Here is an 18,772-nt window from a genome sequence, read left to right on the forward strand (position 1 = left end):
TTTCCGCGTCGAGCGAGGTCGTCCGGCGCACCGTATTCGCGCGTGCGCCACGCGTGATTCAGCCGGCGTGCGCGGGCGTGTCGCGCATCGCATCCACCATCCATCGCAGCGTTTCGTCGAGCGGCGTGACGGGCAGCTCGCCCACCGCGCGCCGCAGCTTCTCGCGCGACCCGCTCAGGCGCTTCACCTCGTTGTGCCGCACGAAACGCGGATCGACCGTCACGTCGATTACGTAACCGGCGATGCGCGACAGCATCGCCAGCACTTCCTTCAGCGAATACGCGCGCTCCGAGCAGACGTTGAGGATCTCTCCGGCTGGCGCAGTCTGAATCAGTTTCAGATAGGCGGCAGTCACATCACGCACGTCGGAGAAGTCCCGGCGTACGTCGAGATTGCCGAGCGAAATCCTCGGTTCGTTGCGAGCATAGTGCGCGACGAGCTTCGGCAGCAGATACGCATCGCTCTGGCCCACACCCGTGTAGTTGAATGGTCGCGCGATCACGATCGGCAGCCGATCGGCCCACAGCTTCGCTGCATATTCCATCGCAAGCTTGCTGATCGCGTAGTCGTTCGCGGGGGCGGGCGGAACGCTTTCGTCGAGCACGCCAGCCGTCGAGTTGCCGTAGATGTTTGCGCTGCTCGCGAGCAGCACGGCCGACGGGCGGCGGTCGAGGTCCGCGAGCGCCGCCAGCAGGTTGCGCGTGCCGACGACGTTGACCGCGTAGGTCTGCGACGGGTCGTCTTGCGTGACATGCGCGCGCGCGGCAAGATGCACGACCGCATCGGGGCGCGCATCGGCCGCGGCCGCGCGTACTGTATCCGCGTCGAGCAGGTCGACGGGCAGCAGCGTGCAGTTAGCGAATACTGGATCGTCGGACGGCGGCGAACCGGGTGCGACCGCGCCCCAGACTTCGTAGCCGGCGGCTTCGAGATGTTGCGCCATGTAGCGGCCGGTGAAACCCGTCAGGCCCGTGACGAATGCGCGGCGCGGTGCGTGTTCGATATCAGAACGTGTCATGGTGTTGGTTCCTCGTGAGGTCCGCTTCGACCATCATCTGGCAAAGTTGTTCGAGCGTCGTCTTCGGCTCCCAGCCGAGCTTGGATTTCGCCTTGTCCGCGCAGCCGATCAGCAGGTCGACTTCCGCGGGACGATAGAACTTCGGATTCACTTCCACGAGCACGTTGCCGTTCGCCGCGTCGAGGCCGCGCTCCTGTTCGCCCTTGCCGGTCCATTCGATCTGATAGCCGGCCGCCGCGAACGCCATCCGCACGAAATCGCGCACGGTCTCGGTGCGGTTGGTCGCGAGCACGTAGGTGTCGGGTTCGTCGGCCTGCAGCATGCGCCACATGCCTTCGACGTATTCGAGCGCGAAGCCCCAGTCGCGCTTCGCGTCGAGGTTGCCGAGCTCGAGGCGGCTCGCCTTGCCGAGTTTGATCTTCGCGACGGTGTCGGTGATCTTGCGCGTGACGAACTCGCGGCCGCGCAGCGGCGATTCGTGATTGAACAGGATGCCGCTGCTGCCGAACAGGCCGTACGACTCGCGGTAGTTCACCGTCATCCAGTGCGCGTACAGCTTCGCGACGCCGTACGGGCTGCGCGGGTAGAACGACGTCGCTTCCGTCTGCGGAATCGACTGCACCTTGCCGAACATCTCGGACGTCGACGCCTGGTAGAAGCGCGTCTTCGGACTCACGACGCGGATTGCCTCGAGCAGATTCAGCGGACCGAGGCCCGTCACTTCGGCGGTCGTCGCCGGCTGGTCGAACGACACGCCGACGAAACTCTGCGCGGCGAGGTTGTACAGCTCGTCGGGCTGTGTGCGTTCGAGCAGGCGCAGGCTCGAGCCGGCGTCGGTCAGGTCGTGCTCGACGAGCGTGAGGTTCGGGTGCGTGTCGACGCCGAGCTCGGCGATGCGCCAGAAATTCACCGAGCTGGTGCGGCGGTAGGTGCCGGTGACCTCGTAGCCCTTGTCGAGCAGCAGCTTGGTCAGGTAGGCGCCGTCCTGCCCCGAGATCCCGGTGATGATGGCCTTCTTGCGGGTTTGGCTCATGACGTTGTCCTGGTAGAGACGATGGAAAGGGAAAGTCAGGCGGTCGTGCCGGCGGCGGCCGGCAGCGCGCGGCGCGCGGGACCGCGCGTCAGGCGCCGTTCGAAGCCGTACCAGCTCAGGGTCGCGTACGCGAGCGTGATCGCGAGCGCCAGCGCGGCCGTGACGAAGCGGTTCAGGTGCAGCGGCCACAGCGCGTACAGCACGCTCAGGTGGATCAGGTACACGGTGTAGCTGACGGTGCCCACGTAGACGAGCAGCGGGTTCGTCAGCACGCGCTGCACGACGCCGCGGCCGCGCAGCGCGATCACGACGATCGACGTGCAGAGCAGCAGCGAGATGCTGTAAAGCGCCGCATTCGACATCGGCGTGTTCGCCGCGCGAAAACGCGGGAACGACAGGTGCAGCCAGCCGAGGATCGCGAGCGACACGAGCGCGCCGACGATCGCGAGCGGATAGAACGGCTCCAGCGCACGGCGGTCGCGGCGCAGCGCGATCGCGAGCAGCGCGCCGGCCGCGAGCAGATCCATCCGGAACGGCGTCAGGTAGTAGATCGGCCAGAACGAGTCGAACCACGGCGTCGCGATCGCGCGCAGCACGGGCGCCGCGACGATCAGCGCGGCGGCGACCCACAGCAGCGCGCGCTCCGAGCACCACAGCACGACGAACGGCCAGAAGATGTAGAACTGCTCCTCGACCGCGAGCGACCACAGCACGTTCAGGCTGTCATGGCCGATGCTGCCGAGCGACAGCCCGATGTTGGTCGAGAAAAATGCGAACCACGGCCAGTGCGGCAGCCAGCTCGCGCCGAACAGGATCGTCGACACCACGAGCAGCAGCACGTACGGCGGCAGGATGCGGCGCACGCGGCGGGCGTAGAAGTGGCTGAAGTACGACTGCCCGCGCGCCTTGCGGTCGAGCAGGATGCCGGTGATCAGCAGGCCGCTCAGCACGAAGAAGAGGTCGACGCCCATCCACAGCGGCGCCTTCAGCGCGTGCTGCAGGAACACGGCGCCCACGGCGATCGCGCGCAGCCCGTCGAGCTGCACGATGCGGCCGTGTTGCGGCGGGGTGAGGTCCGCGGGTCGCGAGATGCCCGTCATCGCGCCGCTCCTTCGCGACGCGCGGCGTGAGCCGGGGCGTGTCGCACTTCCGATGCGTGAACGTGAACGTAATGCATGCCATTAAATGAAATATCGAATCGAAATCGATTCTAGGGAAAAGAAATCGGCAAAAAAACGCGCGTCATTTATCTGCTGGCCCACATTAAATCGCCGGTCATTTCGGTCGGCGGACGAAAGGCCACTGCCGGGCGAGCCCCGACTGGCGTCGAGAAGCGGCATTTTCTACAGACTGGAACGCGAAAAGGCGGTCGTTATTGCCGTTCTGGAGCGGCTTTGCGCGCTTGTTCCGGCTCGATATTTCAGGCGGAAACATCCCCAAATATTTCCAAATTTCTTGTGATTATTTTTGCTTGTAACCTGCATCGCGACGTTTGAAACCTATTTAGCGACAGCGTGCGCCGGCGGCAGTCCGCGGCGGACGCCGGTCGCTGTTGCATTCAGTCTGGAGAAGCGCATTGCGACGTCTGATTCTGGTAGGCATGACGGTATGCGCGACGTTGCTCACGAGCGCCGTACCGGCCGAAACGGTGTTGCCCGCGACGACGTCGTGGATCGGCAATACGTTCGGCTATGGCGACGGCAGCTGGACGCAGATCGACATTCGCGCGATCGCGGTGACGCCGGAAGGCAAGGTGTATACGAATGCGCCGTGGGACGAGAGCGGGGCCGAGGCGAGCGTCTACCATGACGGGAAGATGCTCGGCTTCGCCGGCGGCACGCACGGCTGGGGCAACCTCGGCGGCAGCGCGATCGCCGTGAACAACAAGTACGCGTATGTCGCGATCGGCGTCGGCAACGAGCGCGGCCACCTGCAGTCGCCCGGCATCTGGCCGGACAAGGGCAAGCAGTGGTTCGGCATCTCGCGGCGCACGATCGGCGACATGAAGCAGCCGGCGCCGTTCCGCGCGGCGCCGCAGGTGGCACCGGGCGGCCGCGCCGACGCCGGCCGCGCGCGGATGGCCGCGAGCTTCATGGTGATGAACGAAGTGACGGCGCCCGCGCGCTCGGAAGTGGGCGAGCAGAAGGCGGAAGTCGGCGGCCTCGCGGCCGACGACAAGACGGTGTTCGCGACGAATCCGTCGCGCGACGCCGTGGACGTGTTCGACGCGGAAACGATGCAGCGCAAGGGCACGTGGAGCGCGCACGAGCCGGGCCGCCTCGCGCTCGCGGGCGACGGCACGCTGTGGCTGCTCACGGACACGATCAACGGGCCCGCGCACCTGGTGCACGTGCGCGCGGACGGCCGCAAGCTCGACGACGCGCCCGCGCTGCCGGCAGGCACCGATGCGGTGGACGTGGCCGTCGACGCGAAAGGGCGCGTGCTGGTCGCGGACAACGGCCCGCGCCAGCAGATCCTGATCTTCTCGAAAGGCAGCAACGGCTATGCGCAGTCGGGCGCGCTCGGCGAGCGCGGCGGCATCTTCGCGGGCCCGGTGCCGGGCCGGCCGGGGCCGCAGCGTTTCAACGGGCTGACGGGCGTCGGCGTCGACCGGGCGGGCAACGTCTACGTGTCGATGAACGGCATCGGGCCGCGCCACGACACGATCGGCGCCGGGCTCGGCGCGGTGCTCGAAAGCTATACGCCGGACGGAAAGTTGCGCTGGCAGGTGCAGGGGCTGCTGTTCGTCGACGGCGCGTGGCTCGACCCGGCGCGGCCGAACAGCGTGTACACGGGCAACAAGCGCTTCGAGCTCGACCTGTCGAAGCCGCCCGGCCAGGACTGGAAATACGTCGGCTTCCTGTCGAACCGCTTCAAGTATCCGGACGACCCCGTGTTCCATACGGACCAGTGGCCGGGCATGCCGATCGCGCGACGCGTCGACGGCCGCACGTTCCTGTACCTGACCGACATGTACGCCGATCACCTGAAGATCTACCGCTTCGACGCGAAGCGCGACGGCGAGGTGGCGATTCCGTCGGGCCTGATCGCGGGCCGCGCGCGGCCGGTCGACAACGTGCCGAACAAGCCGCCGGGCGGCGACTGGCTGTGGCGCGACGCGAACGGCAACGGCCGGCTGGACGCCGACGAGTTCGAAATCAACACGACGGGCAAGGCGAAGGCGGGCGGCTGGGGCTGGTGGGTCGACACGAAGGGCGACATCTGGCGCACGAGCGACGTGCGCGGCATCCACCGCTTCCGCTACGGCGGCGTCGACAAGGCGGGCAACCCGGTCTACGCGTACGACAAGGTCACGACCTACCCGATGCCGCAGCCGTTCACGCAACTGCGCCGCGCGATCTACGACGCGCAGACGGACACGCTGTACGCGACCGGCTACACGGCCGACGCACCGCCGCAGCCGGGCATCAACAAGGAAGTGGGCCGCGTGCTGGTGCGCTTCGACAAGTGGTCGACGGGCTCGCCGGTCGTGCGCTACCAGGTCGCGCTGCCGTGGCAGCTCGATGCGAAGCCGATTTTCGACCTGATCGGGATCACGGTCGAGGGCCGCTATCTGTTCGGGGTGGAGCCGGTCGGCAAGATCCACGTGTACGACAAGGAAACCGGCAAGGAAGTGGGCGTGATGAGCCCGGGCGCCGAAGTCGGCAAGGCATCCGGCTGGGTCGACGTGCCGTTCGGCATCAGCGCGTTCCGGCGCGAGAACGGCGAGTACCTCGTATTCGTCGAGGAAGACGCGCGCGGCAAGGTACTGATGTACCGCTGGAAACCGTGACGGGCGGCGTCACACAAGGCACAAGCATGGACAAAGGCATACTCAAGAACGTTTCGATCAACTTTATCGGGCTGATCCTGCCGACCTTCGTGTCGCTGGTGACGGTGCCCGCCTATATTCACGCGCTCGGCGTCGAACGCTACGGTGTTGTGAGTCTCGTATGGACGCTGATCGGCTATTTCGGGATCCTCGATCTCGGGATGAGCATGGCCGCGCAGAACCACATCTCGAAGGCGCTCGCGAGCGGCAACGCCGACGAAAGCGCGCGCGTGTTCTGGAGCGCATTCTGGCTGAACCTCGGCACCGGCATCGCGGGCGGGCTGCTGATCTATTTCGGCGCGTTCGTCTACACCGCGTACTTCACGAAGGTGTCGGCGGCGATGCAGCACGAGGTGTATCTCGCGCTGCCATGGCTCGCGCTCGCGATTCCGCTCGCGAACGTGTCGTGGGTGTTCGCCGGCGCGATCAACGGCGCCGAACGGTTCGGCGTGTTCAACACGAACCAGACGATCGGCACTTTCCTGTTCCAGCTGCTGCCGCTCGGCGCCGCGTGGTGGATCGCGCCGAACCTGCAGACGGTGCTCGCCGCGGCCGTCGTCGCGCGGCTGGTCGCGGCGGTGATGCTTGGCCACGCCAGCATCAAGGTGCTCGGCATCCGGAGCATCGATCCGCCGCAGTGGGGCACCGCGAAAGGGCTGTTCAACTTCGGCGGCTGGATGCTGATCGCGAGCACGACGAGCATGATCGCCGACACGCTCGACCGCGTGATGCTCGGCGCCGGCATGGGCGCGAAATTCGTCACCTACTACACGGTGCCGCAGAACCTCGTCACGCGGCTGAACATGCTGCCGAACGCGCTGGTGCGCACGCTGTTTCCGCGCCTGTCGGCGGTCGGCCGCGATCATGCGGACGCGCTCGCGCGCCAGTCGCTCGAATTCCTGAACGGCGTGTTCACGCCGGTCGGCATCGTCGCGATCTTCGCGCTCGCGCCGTTTCTCACGCTGTGGGTCGGCGCGGACCTCGCCGCGCACTCGGCGCCGGTCGGCCGCGTGCTGGTGATCAGCGTATGGCTCGTCGGCCAGGCGAGCGTCACGCGAATCCTGATCCAGTCGCAGGTCAACCCGGCCCGCGCGGCATTCGCCGGGCTCGTCGAGATGCCGTTCTTCGTCGGCGGGCTGTGGTTCGGCATCCATCACTTCGGGCTGATCGGCGCGGCGGTGGTCGTCGCGGCGCGCGCGCTCGTCGACTACGGCGTGCTGCTGTATCTGTCGGCGATCCGGATGCGCGCGATCGTGCTCGACATGCTCGCGCACCTGGCCTTCCTGCTCGCGAGCCTGTTGCTCGCGCAGGCGTGGCCGGGGCTCGGCGAGTCGATCGGCATGTGCGCGGTCGTGCTGGTGCTGAACGTCGCGTGGTCGCTCACGATGACGCCGGGGTTGCGCGCACTCGTGCGCGACCTGTTTGTCCGTCTCAATGCGAGGAAAACAGCATGAATCGCGATCTGGCGGAACACGCCGTATTGAATCTCGCCAACGCCGATGCGGCCGTGGCCGAAGCCGGCGACGCCGCCGCACTGCGCCGGCCCGGGCCGGCCGAGCGGGCCGCCGCGCGCCAGCCGGCGCGCGCGCTGCGCGTGGCGATCGTCCACGACTGGCTCGTCACCTATGCCGGTGCCGAACGCGTGCTCGAGCAGATCGTCGCGTGCTTTCCCGACGCGGACCTGTTCAGCCTCGTCGACTTCCTCGACGATCGCGCATTCGTGCGCGGCAAGCGGGTGACGACGTCGTTCATCCAGAAGCTGCCGTTCGCGCGCACCAAATATCGCAGCTACCTGCCGCTGATGCCGCTCGCGATCGAGCAGCTCGACGTGTCCGAGTACGACCTCGTGATCTCGAGCAGCCACGCGGTCGCGAAGGGCGTGCTGACGGGGCCGGACCAGGTGCACATCAGCTACGTGCATTCGCCGATCCGCTATGCGTGGGATCTGCAGCACCAGTATCTGGAACAGTCGAACCTCACGCACGGGCCGAAATCGCTGCTCGCGCGGATGATCCTGCATTACATCCGCAACTGGGACACGCGCACCGCGAATGCGGTGGACGGCTTCGTCGCGAATTCCGCGTTCATCGCGCGGCGGATCAAGAAGGTCTACCACCGGGACGCGGCGGTGATTTTCCCGCCGGTCGACGTCGACGCGTTTTCGTTGAACGCGCAGAAGGAGGATTTCTACCTGACCGCGTCGCGGATGGTGCCGTACAAGAAGATCGACCTGATCGTCGACGCGTTTTCGCGCACGCCCGAGCGCAAGCTCGTCGTGATCGGCGACGGCCCCGAGATGCAGAAGATCCGCGCGAAGGCCGGCCCGAACGTCGAAATCATGGGCTACCAGCCGTTCGCGGTGCTGCACGACCGGATGCGGCGCGCGAAGGCGTTCGTGTTCGCGGCCGAGGAGGATTTCGGGATTTCGGTGGTCGAGGCGCAGGCGTGCGGCACGCCGGTGATCGCGTACGGCAAGGGCGGTGCGCTCGAAACCGTGCTCGATCCGCAGTCGAGCCTGAACCCGACCGGGCTCTTTTTCGACGAACAGACGCCGCACGCGATCGTCGCGGCCGTCGACGATTTCGAGCGCGCGCCGCAGCGCTTCGCGCCGCACGCGTGCCGCGCGAACGCCGAGCGGTTCTCCGCCGATACGTTCCGGCGGCGCTTTCTCGACTATGTGGAGGCCACGCTGCCCGGCTCGACCGCGCAGCGCGGCACGGCCGTCGCGCCGATGCCGGCCGCGCGCGGCCCGGCGACGCTCGTGCTCGACCAGAGCGGCGTGCTCGGCGGCGCGGAGCTGTCGCTGCTCGAGATCATGAAGCACATGCGCGCGAACGCCGATGTGCTGCTGTTCGACGACGGCCCGTTCCGCGCGGCGCTCGACGAGATCGGCGCGCGCGTCGACGTGGTCGACCAGGGCGCGCTCGCGGGCGTGCGCAAGCAGGGCGGCGTGTCGTTCGGCGCGGTGAAGCAGCTCGCGCGGCTGGTGCGCGACGTCGCGCGGCGTGCGCGCCGGGCCGAGGTGATCTATGCGAACACGCAGCGCGCGATGGTGGTGGCCGCGCTCGCCGGGCGGCTCGCGCGCAAGCCGGTGGTGTGGCATCTGCGCGACATCGTCAGCACCGACCATTTCGGCAGCAAGCAACTGCTGGCGATCAAGTACTGCGCGCGGCTCGGCGTCACGCGCGTGATCGCGAATTCCGACGCGTCCGCGCAGGCGTTCCGCGCGCTGACGGGCTTCACGCCGCAGCACGTCGACGTCGTGTTCAACGGCATTTCGGCCGAGCCGTTCGATGCGCTGGAAGGCGTCAGCCAGGCTGCGCTGCGCGCGCGGCTGGGGCTGCCCGAGCACGCGTGGCTCGTCGGCTCGTTCAGCCGCCTCGCGCACTGGAAGGGGCAGCACGTGCTGCTGGAGGCCGCCGCACGGCATCCCGACATGCACGTGGTGCTGGTCGGCGCGCCGCTGTTCGGCGAGGACGACTATGCGGCGCAGTTGCACGAAATCGTCGCCCGGCACGGGATGGACGAGCGCGTGCATTTCCTCGGGTTCCAGCGCGACGTGGCCGCGTGCATGACGGCGGTCGACGTCGTCGCGCATACGTCGATCACGCCCGAGCCGTTCGGGCGCGTGATCGTCGAGGGGATGCTCGCGCGCCGGCCGGTCGTCGCGGCCCGCGCGGGCGGCGTCGTCGAGATCATCGAGGACGGCGACAACGGGCTGCTCTGCGCGCCGGGCGATGCGGCCGCGCTGGCCGATGCGCTGGGTACGCTGAAGCGCGACGGCGCGCTGCGTGAGCGACTCGTTGCGAGCGGGCGCGCGACGGCGGTGCGCCGGTTCGGCACCGAGACCTGCGTGGAGCGGGTCGAGAAGATCCTCGCGGATACGGCGAAGGCCGCGAAGGCGAAGAAGCGGTAGGCGGCGCGAGCCGGCGGGAAACGGGCCCTCATGCGGCGGTGTGCTGCGTGGGGGCTTTGTTTTTCAGTGTGGTTTTTTTGTCGGGTGAGTGGGGCGCGGGTTTGTTGTGGGGGGCGAGCATGTTCCCGGGCGCGCGTCGATTGGGGGCGGGCGATGCGTGAGGATGTTGCGAGAGGTTGGCCTAAGAGGTTGGTGCAAGAAGGTGGTGCAAGCAGTCCCGCGCGGCGAACGTCGCTCCGGGACGGCCCAGGCGGCCCGTAGCGCGGCCGTAACACCGGCGGCCAGCCCCTGGCACCCACGCGGCGCACCGACGCGTTCAGACCATGTAAGAACCCCCGCGCAGCATCACGTCGCGCGGGGGCACGAGAAAGCGCGCCAGCCGGTTCAGGCAGCCCGTTCGGGCGCCGGCGCGACGACGCGGGCGGATCGGGTCGGCTTGAAGCTGGCCGACCACGTCATCGCGGGCCGCTCGAACATCCGGTAGAACAGGTACGCGACGGGAATCGCGGCGGCCATGAACGCGAACGACGGCCAGATCGACAACTGCAGCTCGGAATGGAACAGCACCGAGCCGAGGCAGACGAACAGCGGCAGGTGGATCAGGTACAGCGAATAGCTGAAGTCGCCGAACCAGCTCAGCACGCGCAGCGGCGGCGTCGGGCGCGGCGGACGGGCGAGCGCGCGGTACAGGAAGCACGCGAAGCCGGCCGACCACAGCTGGAATGCGCCGTACTGACCGAAATGGAATGCGCCGCAGCCGCCGGCCAGCAGCACGGCGGCCGCGCCGTACCACGCGCGCGACGGCACGGTGGCCGTGCCGTGCGCCTGCTGCGCGCGCACGTCGGCGATCCACGCGCCGATCGTCCAGGACAGCCAGTACGACGTGAAGAACTGCAGGTCGTGCCGTTCGAGCAGCCACGCGGACGCGACGTTGACGAGCGCGACCGCGGCCACGACCGCCGGCATGCCGATGCGCCGGCGGATCGCGAACAGCAGCGGGTAGATCGCGTAGAACTGCACTTCGAGCGACAGCGTCCACAGCGCGCCGTTCGACCCGTACGTGTAGCCGGCGACGCCCTGCAGCGAGAACAGGTTCACGAGGAACGCGACGAGGCCGACGTCGCGGATCTTGTGGCTGACGGGCTCGATCTGCAGGCTGACCGAGTCGAGCGCGAGCGTGAACAGCAGCGCGGCGAGCAGCACCGGGTAGATGCGCGCGAACCGGCGCACCCAGAAGTTCGGCGCGTCGAGCCGGTACGCGGGATCGGCGGCGAGCTTGAGCGCCGCGTTGCGGTGGATGCAGTAGCCGCTGATCACGAAGAAGATCGGCACGCCGGCGGAGCCCCACGCGAACGGGAAGGTCAGGTAGCCGGCGATCGCGCCCGGGGTGAGCGCATGGCCGTAAGCGTGATGGAAGCCCTGCATCCCGACCCAGACGACTTGCCGGCAGTGGAAATAGGCGACGAGCAGCGCCGCGAAGCCGCGCATCGCGTCGATCACGTGTTCCTTGTGATCGGCGACGGGCGGCGCGGCCAGAGACGATCCGCTGAAAGCTTGCATGCGATTCGATTCCTTGCGACGGATGGACGGGAAGTTTCATTCAATCGTAATGCGCAAGAATTCGATCAATGAATAAAAAAATCTCGCCCTGAAATATCGGTATTCCGCATCATGGTTCAATCGCGTTCAGAAAGCGGTTCTGCGACACGGGTCAATTATTTACCGATTTTTTTCTGATAGTTTGAAGCTCCAGTTGATTGATGCAAGGAGCGGCAAGATGGACATGCATTGGATCGCGAGCGCTGCAGTACTGCTGGTCATGGCCGTGCTGTCGGCGTACCGCGAGGCGCTGAAGAACGAGCCGATTCGCCCGGGTCTCGAACGGGGCGGCGTGCCCTATATCGAGGAATTCGAATCGTAAGAATTTGTATCTGGAAAATCGGTAATTTGTTTCTGCCTCGGCACTCGGTTCGGTAATGTCGACCGGGTTGAAAGGATTATATTTTTTCCGGAATAATTGGGCAATCAGTCCATATCGAAAATGAGCGGAGTCGAATTGGCCGTACCGTCGATTCTCGATATGCCGTTCGGAACACAATCGCGCCGGGTCGCAGGTCGACGCGGCGCAGTCAACGCAATCAGGATGCGAACATGTTGAAAGTCACCAAGGCCGTGTTCCCCGTTGCCGGTCTCGGCACGCGGTTCCTCCCGGCAACGAAGGCGAGCCCGAAGGAAATGCTGCCCGTCGTCGACAAGCCGCTGATTCAGTACGCGGTCGAGGAAGCGATCAACGCCGGTATCACCGAGATGATCTTCGTCACCGGGCGCAGCAAGCGCGCAATCGAGGATCACTTCGACAAGTCGTACGAGATCGAGGCCGAACTCGAGGCGCGCGGCAAGGAAAAGCTGCTGGAGCTCGTGCGCGGCATCAAGCCGAGCCATGTCAACTGCTTCTACGTGCGCCAGCCGGAAGCGCTCGGCCTCGGTCACGCGGTGCTGTGCGCGGAGAAGCTGGTGCACGGCGAGCCGTTCGCGGTGATCCTCGCCGACGACCTGCTGCACGGCGAACAGCCGGTGCTCAAGCAGCTCGTCGACGTGTTCGACCACTATCACAGCTCGGTGATCGGGGTCGAGACGATCCCGCGCGAGGACAGCCGTTCGTACGGCGTCGTCGAAGGCCGCGAATGGGAAGAGGACATCATCAAGCTGTCGGGCATCATCGAGAAGCCCGCGCCCGAGGATGCGCCGTCGAATCTCGGCGTGGTCGGCCGCTACGTGTTCATGCCGACGATCTTCGATCACCTGCGCAAGCTCAAGCCGGGCGCCGGCGGCGAGTTGCAGCTGACCGATGCGGTCCAGTCGCTGCTCGCGAACGAGCAGGTGCTCGCGTATCGCTACTACGGCACGCGCTTCGACTGCGGCAGCAAGCTCGGCTATCTCAAGGCGACCGTCGAGCTCGCGCTTCAGCATCCGGAAGTAAGCCGCGAATTCGAGGCGTATCTGCGTACCTGCTTGCCCGCGCTGGCTGCTGTCGCCTAGGCAGCCGCGCGCTCCGTTGTTTCAGGTGGTGGTTGTTCCGTTGGCCCCGGCCGCTCGCGCGTCGGGGCTTTTTTGCGTGTGCGGGGCGCGGATGCGTGATCGTGGTGCAGATGCGTGATTGGCGCGCGCCGTCGGCGTGCAGGGTGGCGGGTTTGCGCGGCTGGGCGTGCCGTGCCGCGTGCGAGGCGGGGCGTTCCGACGGGAACGAATGCCACGCCTGAAACCGGTGCCGCAGCGGGCGGCAGAGTGATCGGACGGGCGGTGCGGTCCGGTAGCGCGATGCGCTGAAATTCGACGTTCGACCGCACGGTTTGCGCCGGGGCCGGTCGATAATGCGACGCCACGACGCCACGACGCCACGACGCCACGACGCCACGACGCCACGACGGCGCGAAACCGCGTCGGTCGATCGTCAGCTTGCGCGCGCGGCCCGAATCGCGGTTTTCCCGTTCGATTGCCGCCGCGTCCGTGCGGCGTTCAACGCGCCGACGTGCTCGGCCGCGCGACGAAATGCCGGGCCAGCATCGCGGCGACCGGCTTCTTGAAATCGAGCAGCCGCTTTTCAAGATAGCGCCAGGACAGGTGTGCGAGCAGCACGGCGAGTGCGAACTGGAGTATCTCTGGCAGCGTGTCGCGCACGATTTCCGGTATCGCGACATGTGCGACGTGCGTGGGCAGCACGCCGAAGCGCGCCGGAATCAGGTTGTGGAACAGGTAGAAGCCGTAGCTGATGGTGCCGAGATAGACGAGCGGCGCCCGGTCGAGCAGCGCGACGACGGGATGCCCGGGTTTGCGGACGATCCACAGCAGCAGCGCGCCGAGCGACGCGGACAGGCCGAGATCCGCGAGTCCCGCGAGCGTGTCGGGCAGCGCCGTGCACGCGGGCAGCACGAGGAAGAACACGACGCCTGCCGCGCCGAGCCAGCCGGGCGGCGCGCGCCGTACGGCGGCCGTGCCGCGATCGGCGAGCGCCATCGCGCCGACGCCGCCGAGCGCGATCAGCGCGAAATTCCACGGGGAGAACGCGTAGATCAGCACCGGCGACGCGTCGCACAGGTAGAGCGCGAGATGCGCGAACGCACACAGCACGACGGCCGCGACGCCGAGCGCGACGTGTCGCGCGGCAGGCACCGCGAGCAGCGCGAGCGGAGCGATCAGATAGAACTGCTGTTCAACCGCGAGGCTCCAGAAGTGCGACGTGGAGCCCGGCCAGCCGTCCTTCACGACACCGATCCAGTAATTCGACAGGAACGCCGCGTGCCACGCGAGCCCGAGATTGACGCCGCGCTGGTAGAACAGCGCGTGCGCGATCGCGAGCGCGGCGAGCAGCAGGTAGTACACGGGAAAGATCCGCAGCGCCCGCTTCGCGAGGAACAGCGCGAACGCGTGGCGGCGCGTCATGGTGCCGCACTCGACGGCCTGGCGATTGCGATGCAGCTCGCCGACGATCAGGAATCCGCTGATGAGGAAAAACGTCCACACGCCGAGCTTGCCGACGTCGACGGCAAGGACGTGGCCTTTGTGGGACAGGAAAACGAGGATGACGGCGAGGGCTCGCAGGCCGTCGAGTCCTTTGACGTATCTGGCTTCGCGCATGGAGGCATCCGGGCATTGAGCGCGCCCAGTATAGGTGCGCAAATATCGAACGTAATTCGTGTTCGGGTGCCTACGTGAAGGCGTTTTTCGATGCTCGAGCGTCGATGAACGCGGCCGCATGCAAAAAAACCTGCGGGAAACCCCGGGAAAACGCATAAAAGTACTGCACGAAGCGTCAAGGCGCTTGTAGAATCCGGCGTTGAAGCGCGCGCGTTGCACGCTTCGTGTATCCAACGACCACACCTGGTAGGAGAAACATGGCGACTTCCGCAAAAAAGGTGGCCAAGAAGGCTGCCGCACCGGCGACCAAGAAAGTGGCTGCCAAAAAGGCTGCGCCCGCGAAGAAAGTAGTGGCGAAGAAGGTTGTCGCGAAGGCGGCACCGGCCGCTCCGACGCCGCTGAAGGACAAGTTCACGAAGGCATCGCTCGCCACGCACATCGCTGAGCGCGCAGCTGTCGAAGTGAAGGCAGTCAAGGCAGTGCTCGTCGCACTCGAGAACGTCGTGCTGGGCTCGGTCCACAAGAAGGGCGCGGGCGAGTTCACGCTGCCGGGTCTGCTGAAGATCACGGCACAAGTCGTGCCGGCGAAGAAGAAGCGCTTCGGCAAGGATCCGTTCACGGGCGAAGAGCGTTGGTTCCCGGCGAAGCCGGCCAGCGTGCGCGTGAAGGCACGTGCGCTGAAGAAGCTGAAGGACGCGGCAGCGTAATGCCGCCCGGCGGCTGCCGAATGTATTTCGGCAGCCGCTGCGATGTCCGACGATCCCCGTACGCGAAAGCGTGCGGGGATTTTTATTGCGCTGCGCAAATCGCGCGGCGGAGAAGCAGAGAAGCGGTGAAGCGGTGAAGCGGTGAAGCGGTGAAGCGGTGACGCGGTGAAGCGGTGAAGCGGTGAAGCGGTGAAGCGGTGAAGCGGTGAAGCGGTGAAGCGGTGACGCGGTGAAGCGGTGAAGCGGTGAAGCGGTGAAGCAGTGAAGCGGTGGTCCGGCGGAAGGCCGGTTCGGCGCGTGGCGCAGCCGGGATGACGGCCGCGCATGCGCGATGACGAATCTCTATCCTCGCCCGGGTTCGCGGTCGATTCGCAGCCGCCCGTCGCGCTCGCTGCGCCCGTTGCATGCGCATCGCGAGACTGACCGCATCCATTCCCGACGAAATCGCCGCCCAGGTCGCCATGGCGTGCCGCACGATCGAGCGGCATCTCGGCGCGACGTTGAAGGCGATACACCTGTTCGGGTCGGCGCTCGACGGCGGCCTGAAACCGCGCAGCGACATCGACCTGCTGGCGACCGGCTCGGCCCGGCGAGCCGACGAGCCGACGCGACATGCGCTGATACTCGACCTGTTTGCCTTGTCGGCGCCGCCCACCCGCGACGGCGGCGTGCGCGCACTGGAAGCGACCGTCGTGCGCACGATGAAGTCGTGCCGCGGCGTCATCCGGCGCGGCGCGAACTGCAGTGGCGAGTGGCTGCGTCGCGACCCGGAAGCCGGCATCGTCGAACCGCCGCTCGTCGATCACGATCTTGCGATCCTGTTGACGAAGGTGTGTTGGCACAGTGTCGTGCCGGCCAGCACGCCGGCGATTGCATCGCTCGAACCGGTGCGCACGTGCGATTTCTCCACCGTGCTGCTCGCGACGGTCGCGCAGTGGAATGCCGAACCAGACCGGTGCAGTGACGAGCGCAACGTGGTGCTTGCGCTCGCACGCATCGGGTACAGCGCCGCGCCCGGCAGGATCGCGCCCAAGGACGTCGCCGCGACTGGGGTGCTTGGGAGTGCCTGCCGGAAACGTACCGGCCGGTGGTGGCGGCCGCGCGCCGCCTATTTCGGCGGCGACGAACACGCGGCGATCCTGTCGGGCGAACCGCTCGCCGCATTCATCGGCCACGAGTGGCGAACGGCCGAATCGATGCTGCTGTCGACGCAGCGGCAGATGCCGCGAACGTGATCGACGTGCGGGCCGGCACCGATCGGGATCGTTGGGGCCTTCGCACGGCAACCGCACGCGCATGCCGTCGGAGCCGCACGCCCGACATCCGTCAGCGGCCCGGCGCGCCTTCGCGCATGCGCGGTGCGGCGTGCTGCGTCAGCTCGCCGTGCCGGCGTAGGCGGCTTTCAGCGCGGCGTCGTCGAGCTTGATCATCTGCATCATCGCGGCGGCCACGCGCGTGGCCTTGACCGTATCGCGGTCGGACACCATCGGGATCAACGTCTCCGGAACGATCTGCCACGAGACGCCGTAGCGGTCCCGCAGCCAGCCGCACGCGTCGGCGGTGCCGCCGTTGCCGATCAGCGCATCCCAGTAGCGGTCGAGTTCCGCCTGATCGGCGCAACTGACCAGCAGCGAGATCGCGTGATTGAACGTCTCGGTGCGCGAGTGGCTCATCGCGAAGAACGGTTGCCCGAACAGCTCGAACTCGACCATCCGCGTGCCTTCGGCGCCGGGCACCGCCGTGACGCGCACGACGCGCGAATCCGGAAAGATGCCCGCATAGAAGGCCGCGGCTTCTTCGGCTTCCGTCGAATACCACAGGAAAGGCGTGATCTTTTGAATCGTCATGACGAAGCTCCTGTCTGTCTCTCTGTCTGTATGGGACTGGGGCGAACCATGTGCCGCCATCGATACGACGGACGACGCTCGCCGAAATCGACATGCGGAGCAAACAATCGTCACACCGGATGAACCAGTGGGTGCCGACAGTGCGGATGGTAGTCGTCGCGAGAAGAAATGGCGACCTGCGCGGACATCCGGAAAGGCGGCTGCGCACGCGTTGCGGGCGCCAGGTGCCGCTGCCGGTCGGCCGAGGTACATCGGGACCGTTTTTTGCGCGGCGGCCCGTGCAGAGGGTGCCGGGCTGGCTGCCGGCGACGGACGAAAAAAAGCCAGCCACGGCCGAAACCGGTGACTGGCTTTCCAGGTCGGCGGCAGGGCGTCGGAGACGCCATGCACACCGGATACTTCGTTTTTAGAACTTGTGGCGCAGGCCGAGCGCGACGATTTCCTGCGAGCTCTTGCCGGCGATGCCGTACGAGCCAACCGATGCCTGAGCATCGCTGCCGTCGGCGTTGTGGCCGCTTGCATGCTGGTATGCGCCGACCAGGTACACGTCGGTGCGCTTCGACAGCGAGTAGTCCGCGCCGAGCGAAACCTGATGGTACTTGGCGTTGTTGTCGCCGCTACCCTTCGTGTAGATGTAGCCGAGGCCCAGCAGCAGCGGTGCCGATGCCTGGTACGTGACGAAACCGCGACCCGTGTTGTACTTCTGGTTCGTGCCGAACGTCGACGCGCCGTCAGCCTTGTACTGGGCGTTGCTGTAGCCCGCACCGACCGTCACCGGACCGAATGCGTACTGGGCGGCCACTTGCGCGATGCCGATCGACGTCGACGACGTGAACGCGTTGTTGATGAAGGTCGTGCCCGAGTCGCCGTCGAAGATTGCGTCCGACGTACCGGTCCAGCCGCTGCGCTTGCCAGCGGTGAGCGCCGATGCGTTGTTTGCGTGGAAGTAACCTGCAGCCACGCCGAGCGGGCCGTTGTTGTACGCTGCGGCTGCGGCCCACGTCTGGCCCTTGCCGGTCGAGCCGGCGACGCCGCCGAGCGCGTACATGCCTTCGAACTGCAGGCCGCCGAACACCGGCGACGTGTACTTGATCGCGTTGCTGACGCGCAGGCTGTTGTCGTTGTTGTCGACGTCACCCGGCGTGGCGAACACGCTGCCGAAGTAGTTGTCGGCCGTCACTGCCTGAACCAGGTCGACGAGCGGGTCATACTGACGACCCAGCGTTACCGTACCGAACTGGCTGCTTTCCAGGCCGACGAAAGCCTGGCGACCGAACATGCGGCCACCCTGGCCCAGTGCGCCCGATGCCGAGTTGAAGCCGTTTTCCAACTGGAAGATCGCCTTCAGGCCGCCACCGAGGTCTTCGGAACCCTTCAGGCCGAAGCGGCTGCCTTGCAGGTTGCCGCTACCCATCGACCACGAATTGTTACCTTGACCGGCGTTGCCGTGAACGTACGTGATCGACGTGTCGATCACGCCGTAGAGCGTCACGCTCGACTGAGCCTGAGCGGCACCAGCGGCACCCAGCAGGGCGAGCGAGAGGGTCGAGAGAGCAAGTTTCTTCATCGTTGAGTTTCTCCACGCAAGTGATTCATCGTTATTTGTTGCGGATTGGAGAATAGCTCAGTGCCATACACGCAAGAAAGCTTAAAAAATAAAGTGTCTCGAAAAGGTAACAGCGGGAAAAAGTCCATATATATCAAGCACATCAACGACTATTCCCATTTTTGAAATAGTTGACAATTGTTGCGGTGCGATTGTTTCAACGGACGGTGCGCATCGC

The 18,772-nt window shown here is 66.3% G+C and carries 14 protein-coding genes; 7 read left to right on the forward strand and 7 right to left on the reverse strand.

The window, feature by feature from the left end:
• Positions 1 to 58: 58 nt before the first annotated feature.
• From WJ16_RS23975 to WJ16_RS23985, 3 genes are read right to left on the reverse strand one after another with little or no spacing between them, the layout of a single operon-like run.
• Positions 59 to 1,018: an NAD-dependent epimerase/dehydratase family protein gene (locus WJ16_RS23975; RefSeq protein WP_069259543.1), complete on the reverse strand. Its 960-nt coding sequence runs from the start codon at positions 1,016 to 1,018 to the stop codon at positions 59 to 61.
• Positions 1,005 to 2,051 carry a GDP-mannose 4,6-dehydratase gene (gene gmd, locus WJ16_RS23980; RefSeq protein WP_069259544.1) on the reverse strand — a complete coding sequence of 349 codons (1,047 nt, stop codon included), beginning with the start codon at positions 2,049 to 2,051 and terminating at the stop codon, positions 1,005 to 1,007. The genes WJ16_RS23975 and gmd overlap by 14 nt, the downstream gene beginning before the upstream one ends.
• A gap of 35 nt (positions 2,052 to 2,086) precedes the next feature.
• On the reverse strand, positions 2,087 to 3,151 hold the full coding sequence (locus tag WJ16_RS23985) for an acyltransferase family protein (protein WP_069259545.1): 1,065 nt from the start codon (positions 3,149 to 3,151) through the stop codon (positions 2,087 to 2,089).
• A gap of 500 nt (positions 3,152 to 3,651) precedes the next feature.
• Here WJ16_RS23985 and WJ16_RS23990 point away from each other — a divergent pair, with 500 nt between their 5' ends.
• Genes WJ16_RS23990 through WJ16_RS24000 form a run of 3 tightly spaced genes read left to right on the forward strand, consistent with a single transcriptional unit; the run spans position 3,652 to position 9,799 of the window.
• A complete protein-coding gene (locus WJ16_RS23990; protein WP_069259546.1) occupies positions 3,652 to 5,844 on the forward strand; it encodes an NHL repeat-containing protein in 2,193 nt (730 codons plus the stop codon).
• 26 nt (positions 5,845 to 5,870) lie between these two features.
• On the forward strand, positions 5,871 to 7,337 hold the full coding sequence (locus WJ16_RS23995; RefSeq protein WP_069259547.1) for an oligosaccharide flippase family protein: 1,467 nt from the start codon (positions 5,871 to 5,873) through the stop codon (positions 7,335 to 7,337).
• Positions 7,334 to 9,799 carry a glycosyltransferase family 4 protein gene (locus tag WJ16_RS24000; protein WP_069259548.1) on the forward strand — a complete coding sequence of 822 codons (2,466 nt, stop codon included), beginning with the start codon at positions 7,334 to 7,336 and terminating at the stop codon, positions 9,797 to 9,799. Before WJ16_RS23995 ends, WJ16_RS24000 begins: the two co-directional genes overlap by 4 nt.
• Before the next feature lie 384 nt (positions 9,800 to 10,183).
• Here the strand turns inward: WJ16_RS24000 and WJ16_RS24005 are convergent, their stop codons facing one another.
• Positions 10,184 to 11,359 (reverse strand): acyltransferase family protein, encoded by a 1,176-nt coding sequence (locus WJ16_RS24005; protein WP_069259549.1) that lies wholly within the window; start codon positions 11,357 to 11,359, stop codon positions 10,184 to 10,186.
• A 217-nt stretch (positions 11,360 to 11,576) separates the two neighbouring features.
• On the opposite strand from WJ16_RS24005, the gene WJ16_RS35360 reads away from it, so the two are divergent.
• On the forward strand, positions 11,577 to 11,720 hold the full coding sequence (locus WJ16_RS35360) for a hypothetical protein (RefSeq protein ID WP_006479318.1): 144 nt from the start codon (positions 11,577 to 11,579) through the stop codon (positions 11,718 to 11,720).
• 230 nt (positions 11,721 to 11,950) lie between these two features.
• Positions 11,951 to 12,838: a UTP--glucose-1-phosphate uridylyltransferase GalU gene (gene galU, locus WJ16_RS24010; protein ID WP_006482949.1), complete on the forward strand. Its 888-nt coding sequence runs from the start codon at positions 11,951 to 11,953 to the stop codon at positions 12,836 to 12,838.
• A gap of 477 nt (positions 12,839 to 13,315) precedes the next feature.
• Here galU and WJ16_RS24015 read toward each other — a convergent pair whose 3' ends face one another.
• Complete coding sequence (locus tag WJ16_RS24015; RefSeq protein WP_069259550.1) at positions 13,316 to 14,434, reverse strand: acyltransferase family protein; 1,119 nt, start codon at positions 14,432 to 14,434, stop codon at positions 13,316 to 13,318.
• Between the two features lie 257 nt (positions 14,435 to 14,691).
• Between WJ16_RS24015 and WJ16_RS24020 the strand changes: the two genes are divergently transcribed.
• Positions 14,692 to 15,141, forward strand: coding sequence for an HU family DNA-binding protein (locus WJ16_RS24020; protein ID WP_011355701.1), 450 nt, complete (start codon positions 14,692 to 14,694; stop codon positions 15,139 to 15,141).
• 404 nt (positions 15,142 to 15,545) lie between these two features.
• Positions 15,546 to 16,376, forward strand: a complete 831-nt coding sequence (locus tag WJ16_RS24025; RefSeq protein ID WP_236858375.1) for an aminoglycoside adenylyltransferase family protein — start codon at positions 15,546 to 15,548, stop codon at positions 16,374 to 16,376.
• A 138-nt stretch (positions 16,377 to 16,514) separates the two neighbouring features.
• Here WJ16_RS24025 and WJ16_RS24030 read toward each other — a convergent pair whose 3' ends face one another.
• Together WJ16_RS24030 and WJ16_RS24035 are read right to left on the reverse strand one after the other, a co-directional pair.
• Positions 16,515 to 16,988 carry a VOC family protein gene (locus WJ16_RS24030; protein WP_069259551.1) on the reverse strand — a complete coding sequence of 158 codons (474 nt, stop codon included), beginning with the start codon at positions 16,986 to 16,988 and terminating at the stop codon, positions 16,515 to 16,517.
• A gap of 406 nt (positions 16,989 to 17,394) precedes the next feature.
• Entirely contained in the window at positions 17,395 to 18,555 is a 1,161-nt protein-coding gene (locus WJ16_RS24035) for a porin (RefSeq protein ID WP_069259552.1), read from the reverse strand.
• Positions 18,556 to 18,772 lie beyond the last annotated feature (217 nt).

This window comes from Burkholderia metallica (genome assembly GCF_001718555.1).
Lineage (GTDB): Bacteria > Pseudomonadota > Gammaproteobacteria > Burkholderiales > Burkholderiaceae > Burkholderia > Burkholderia metallica.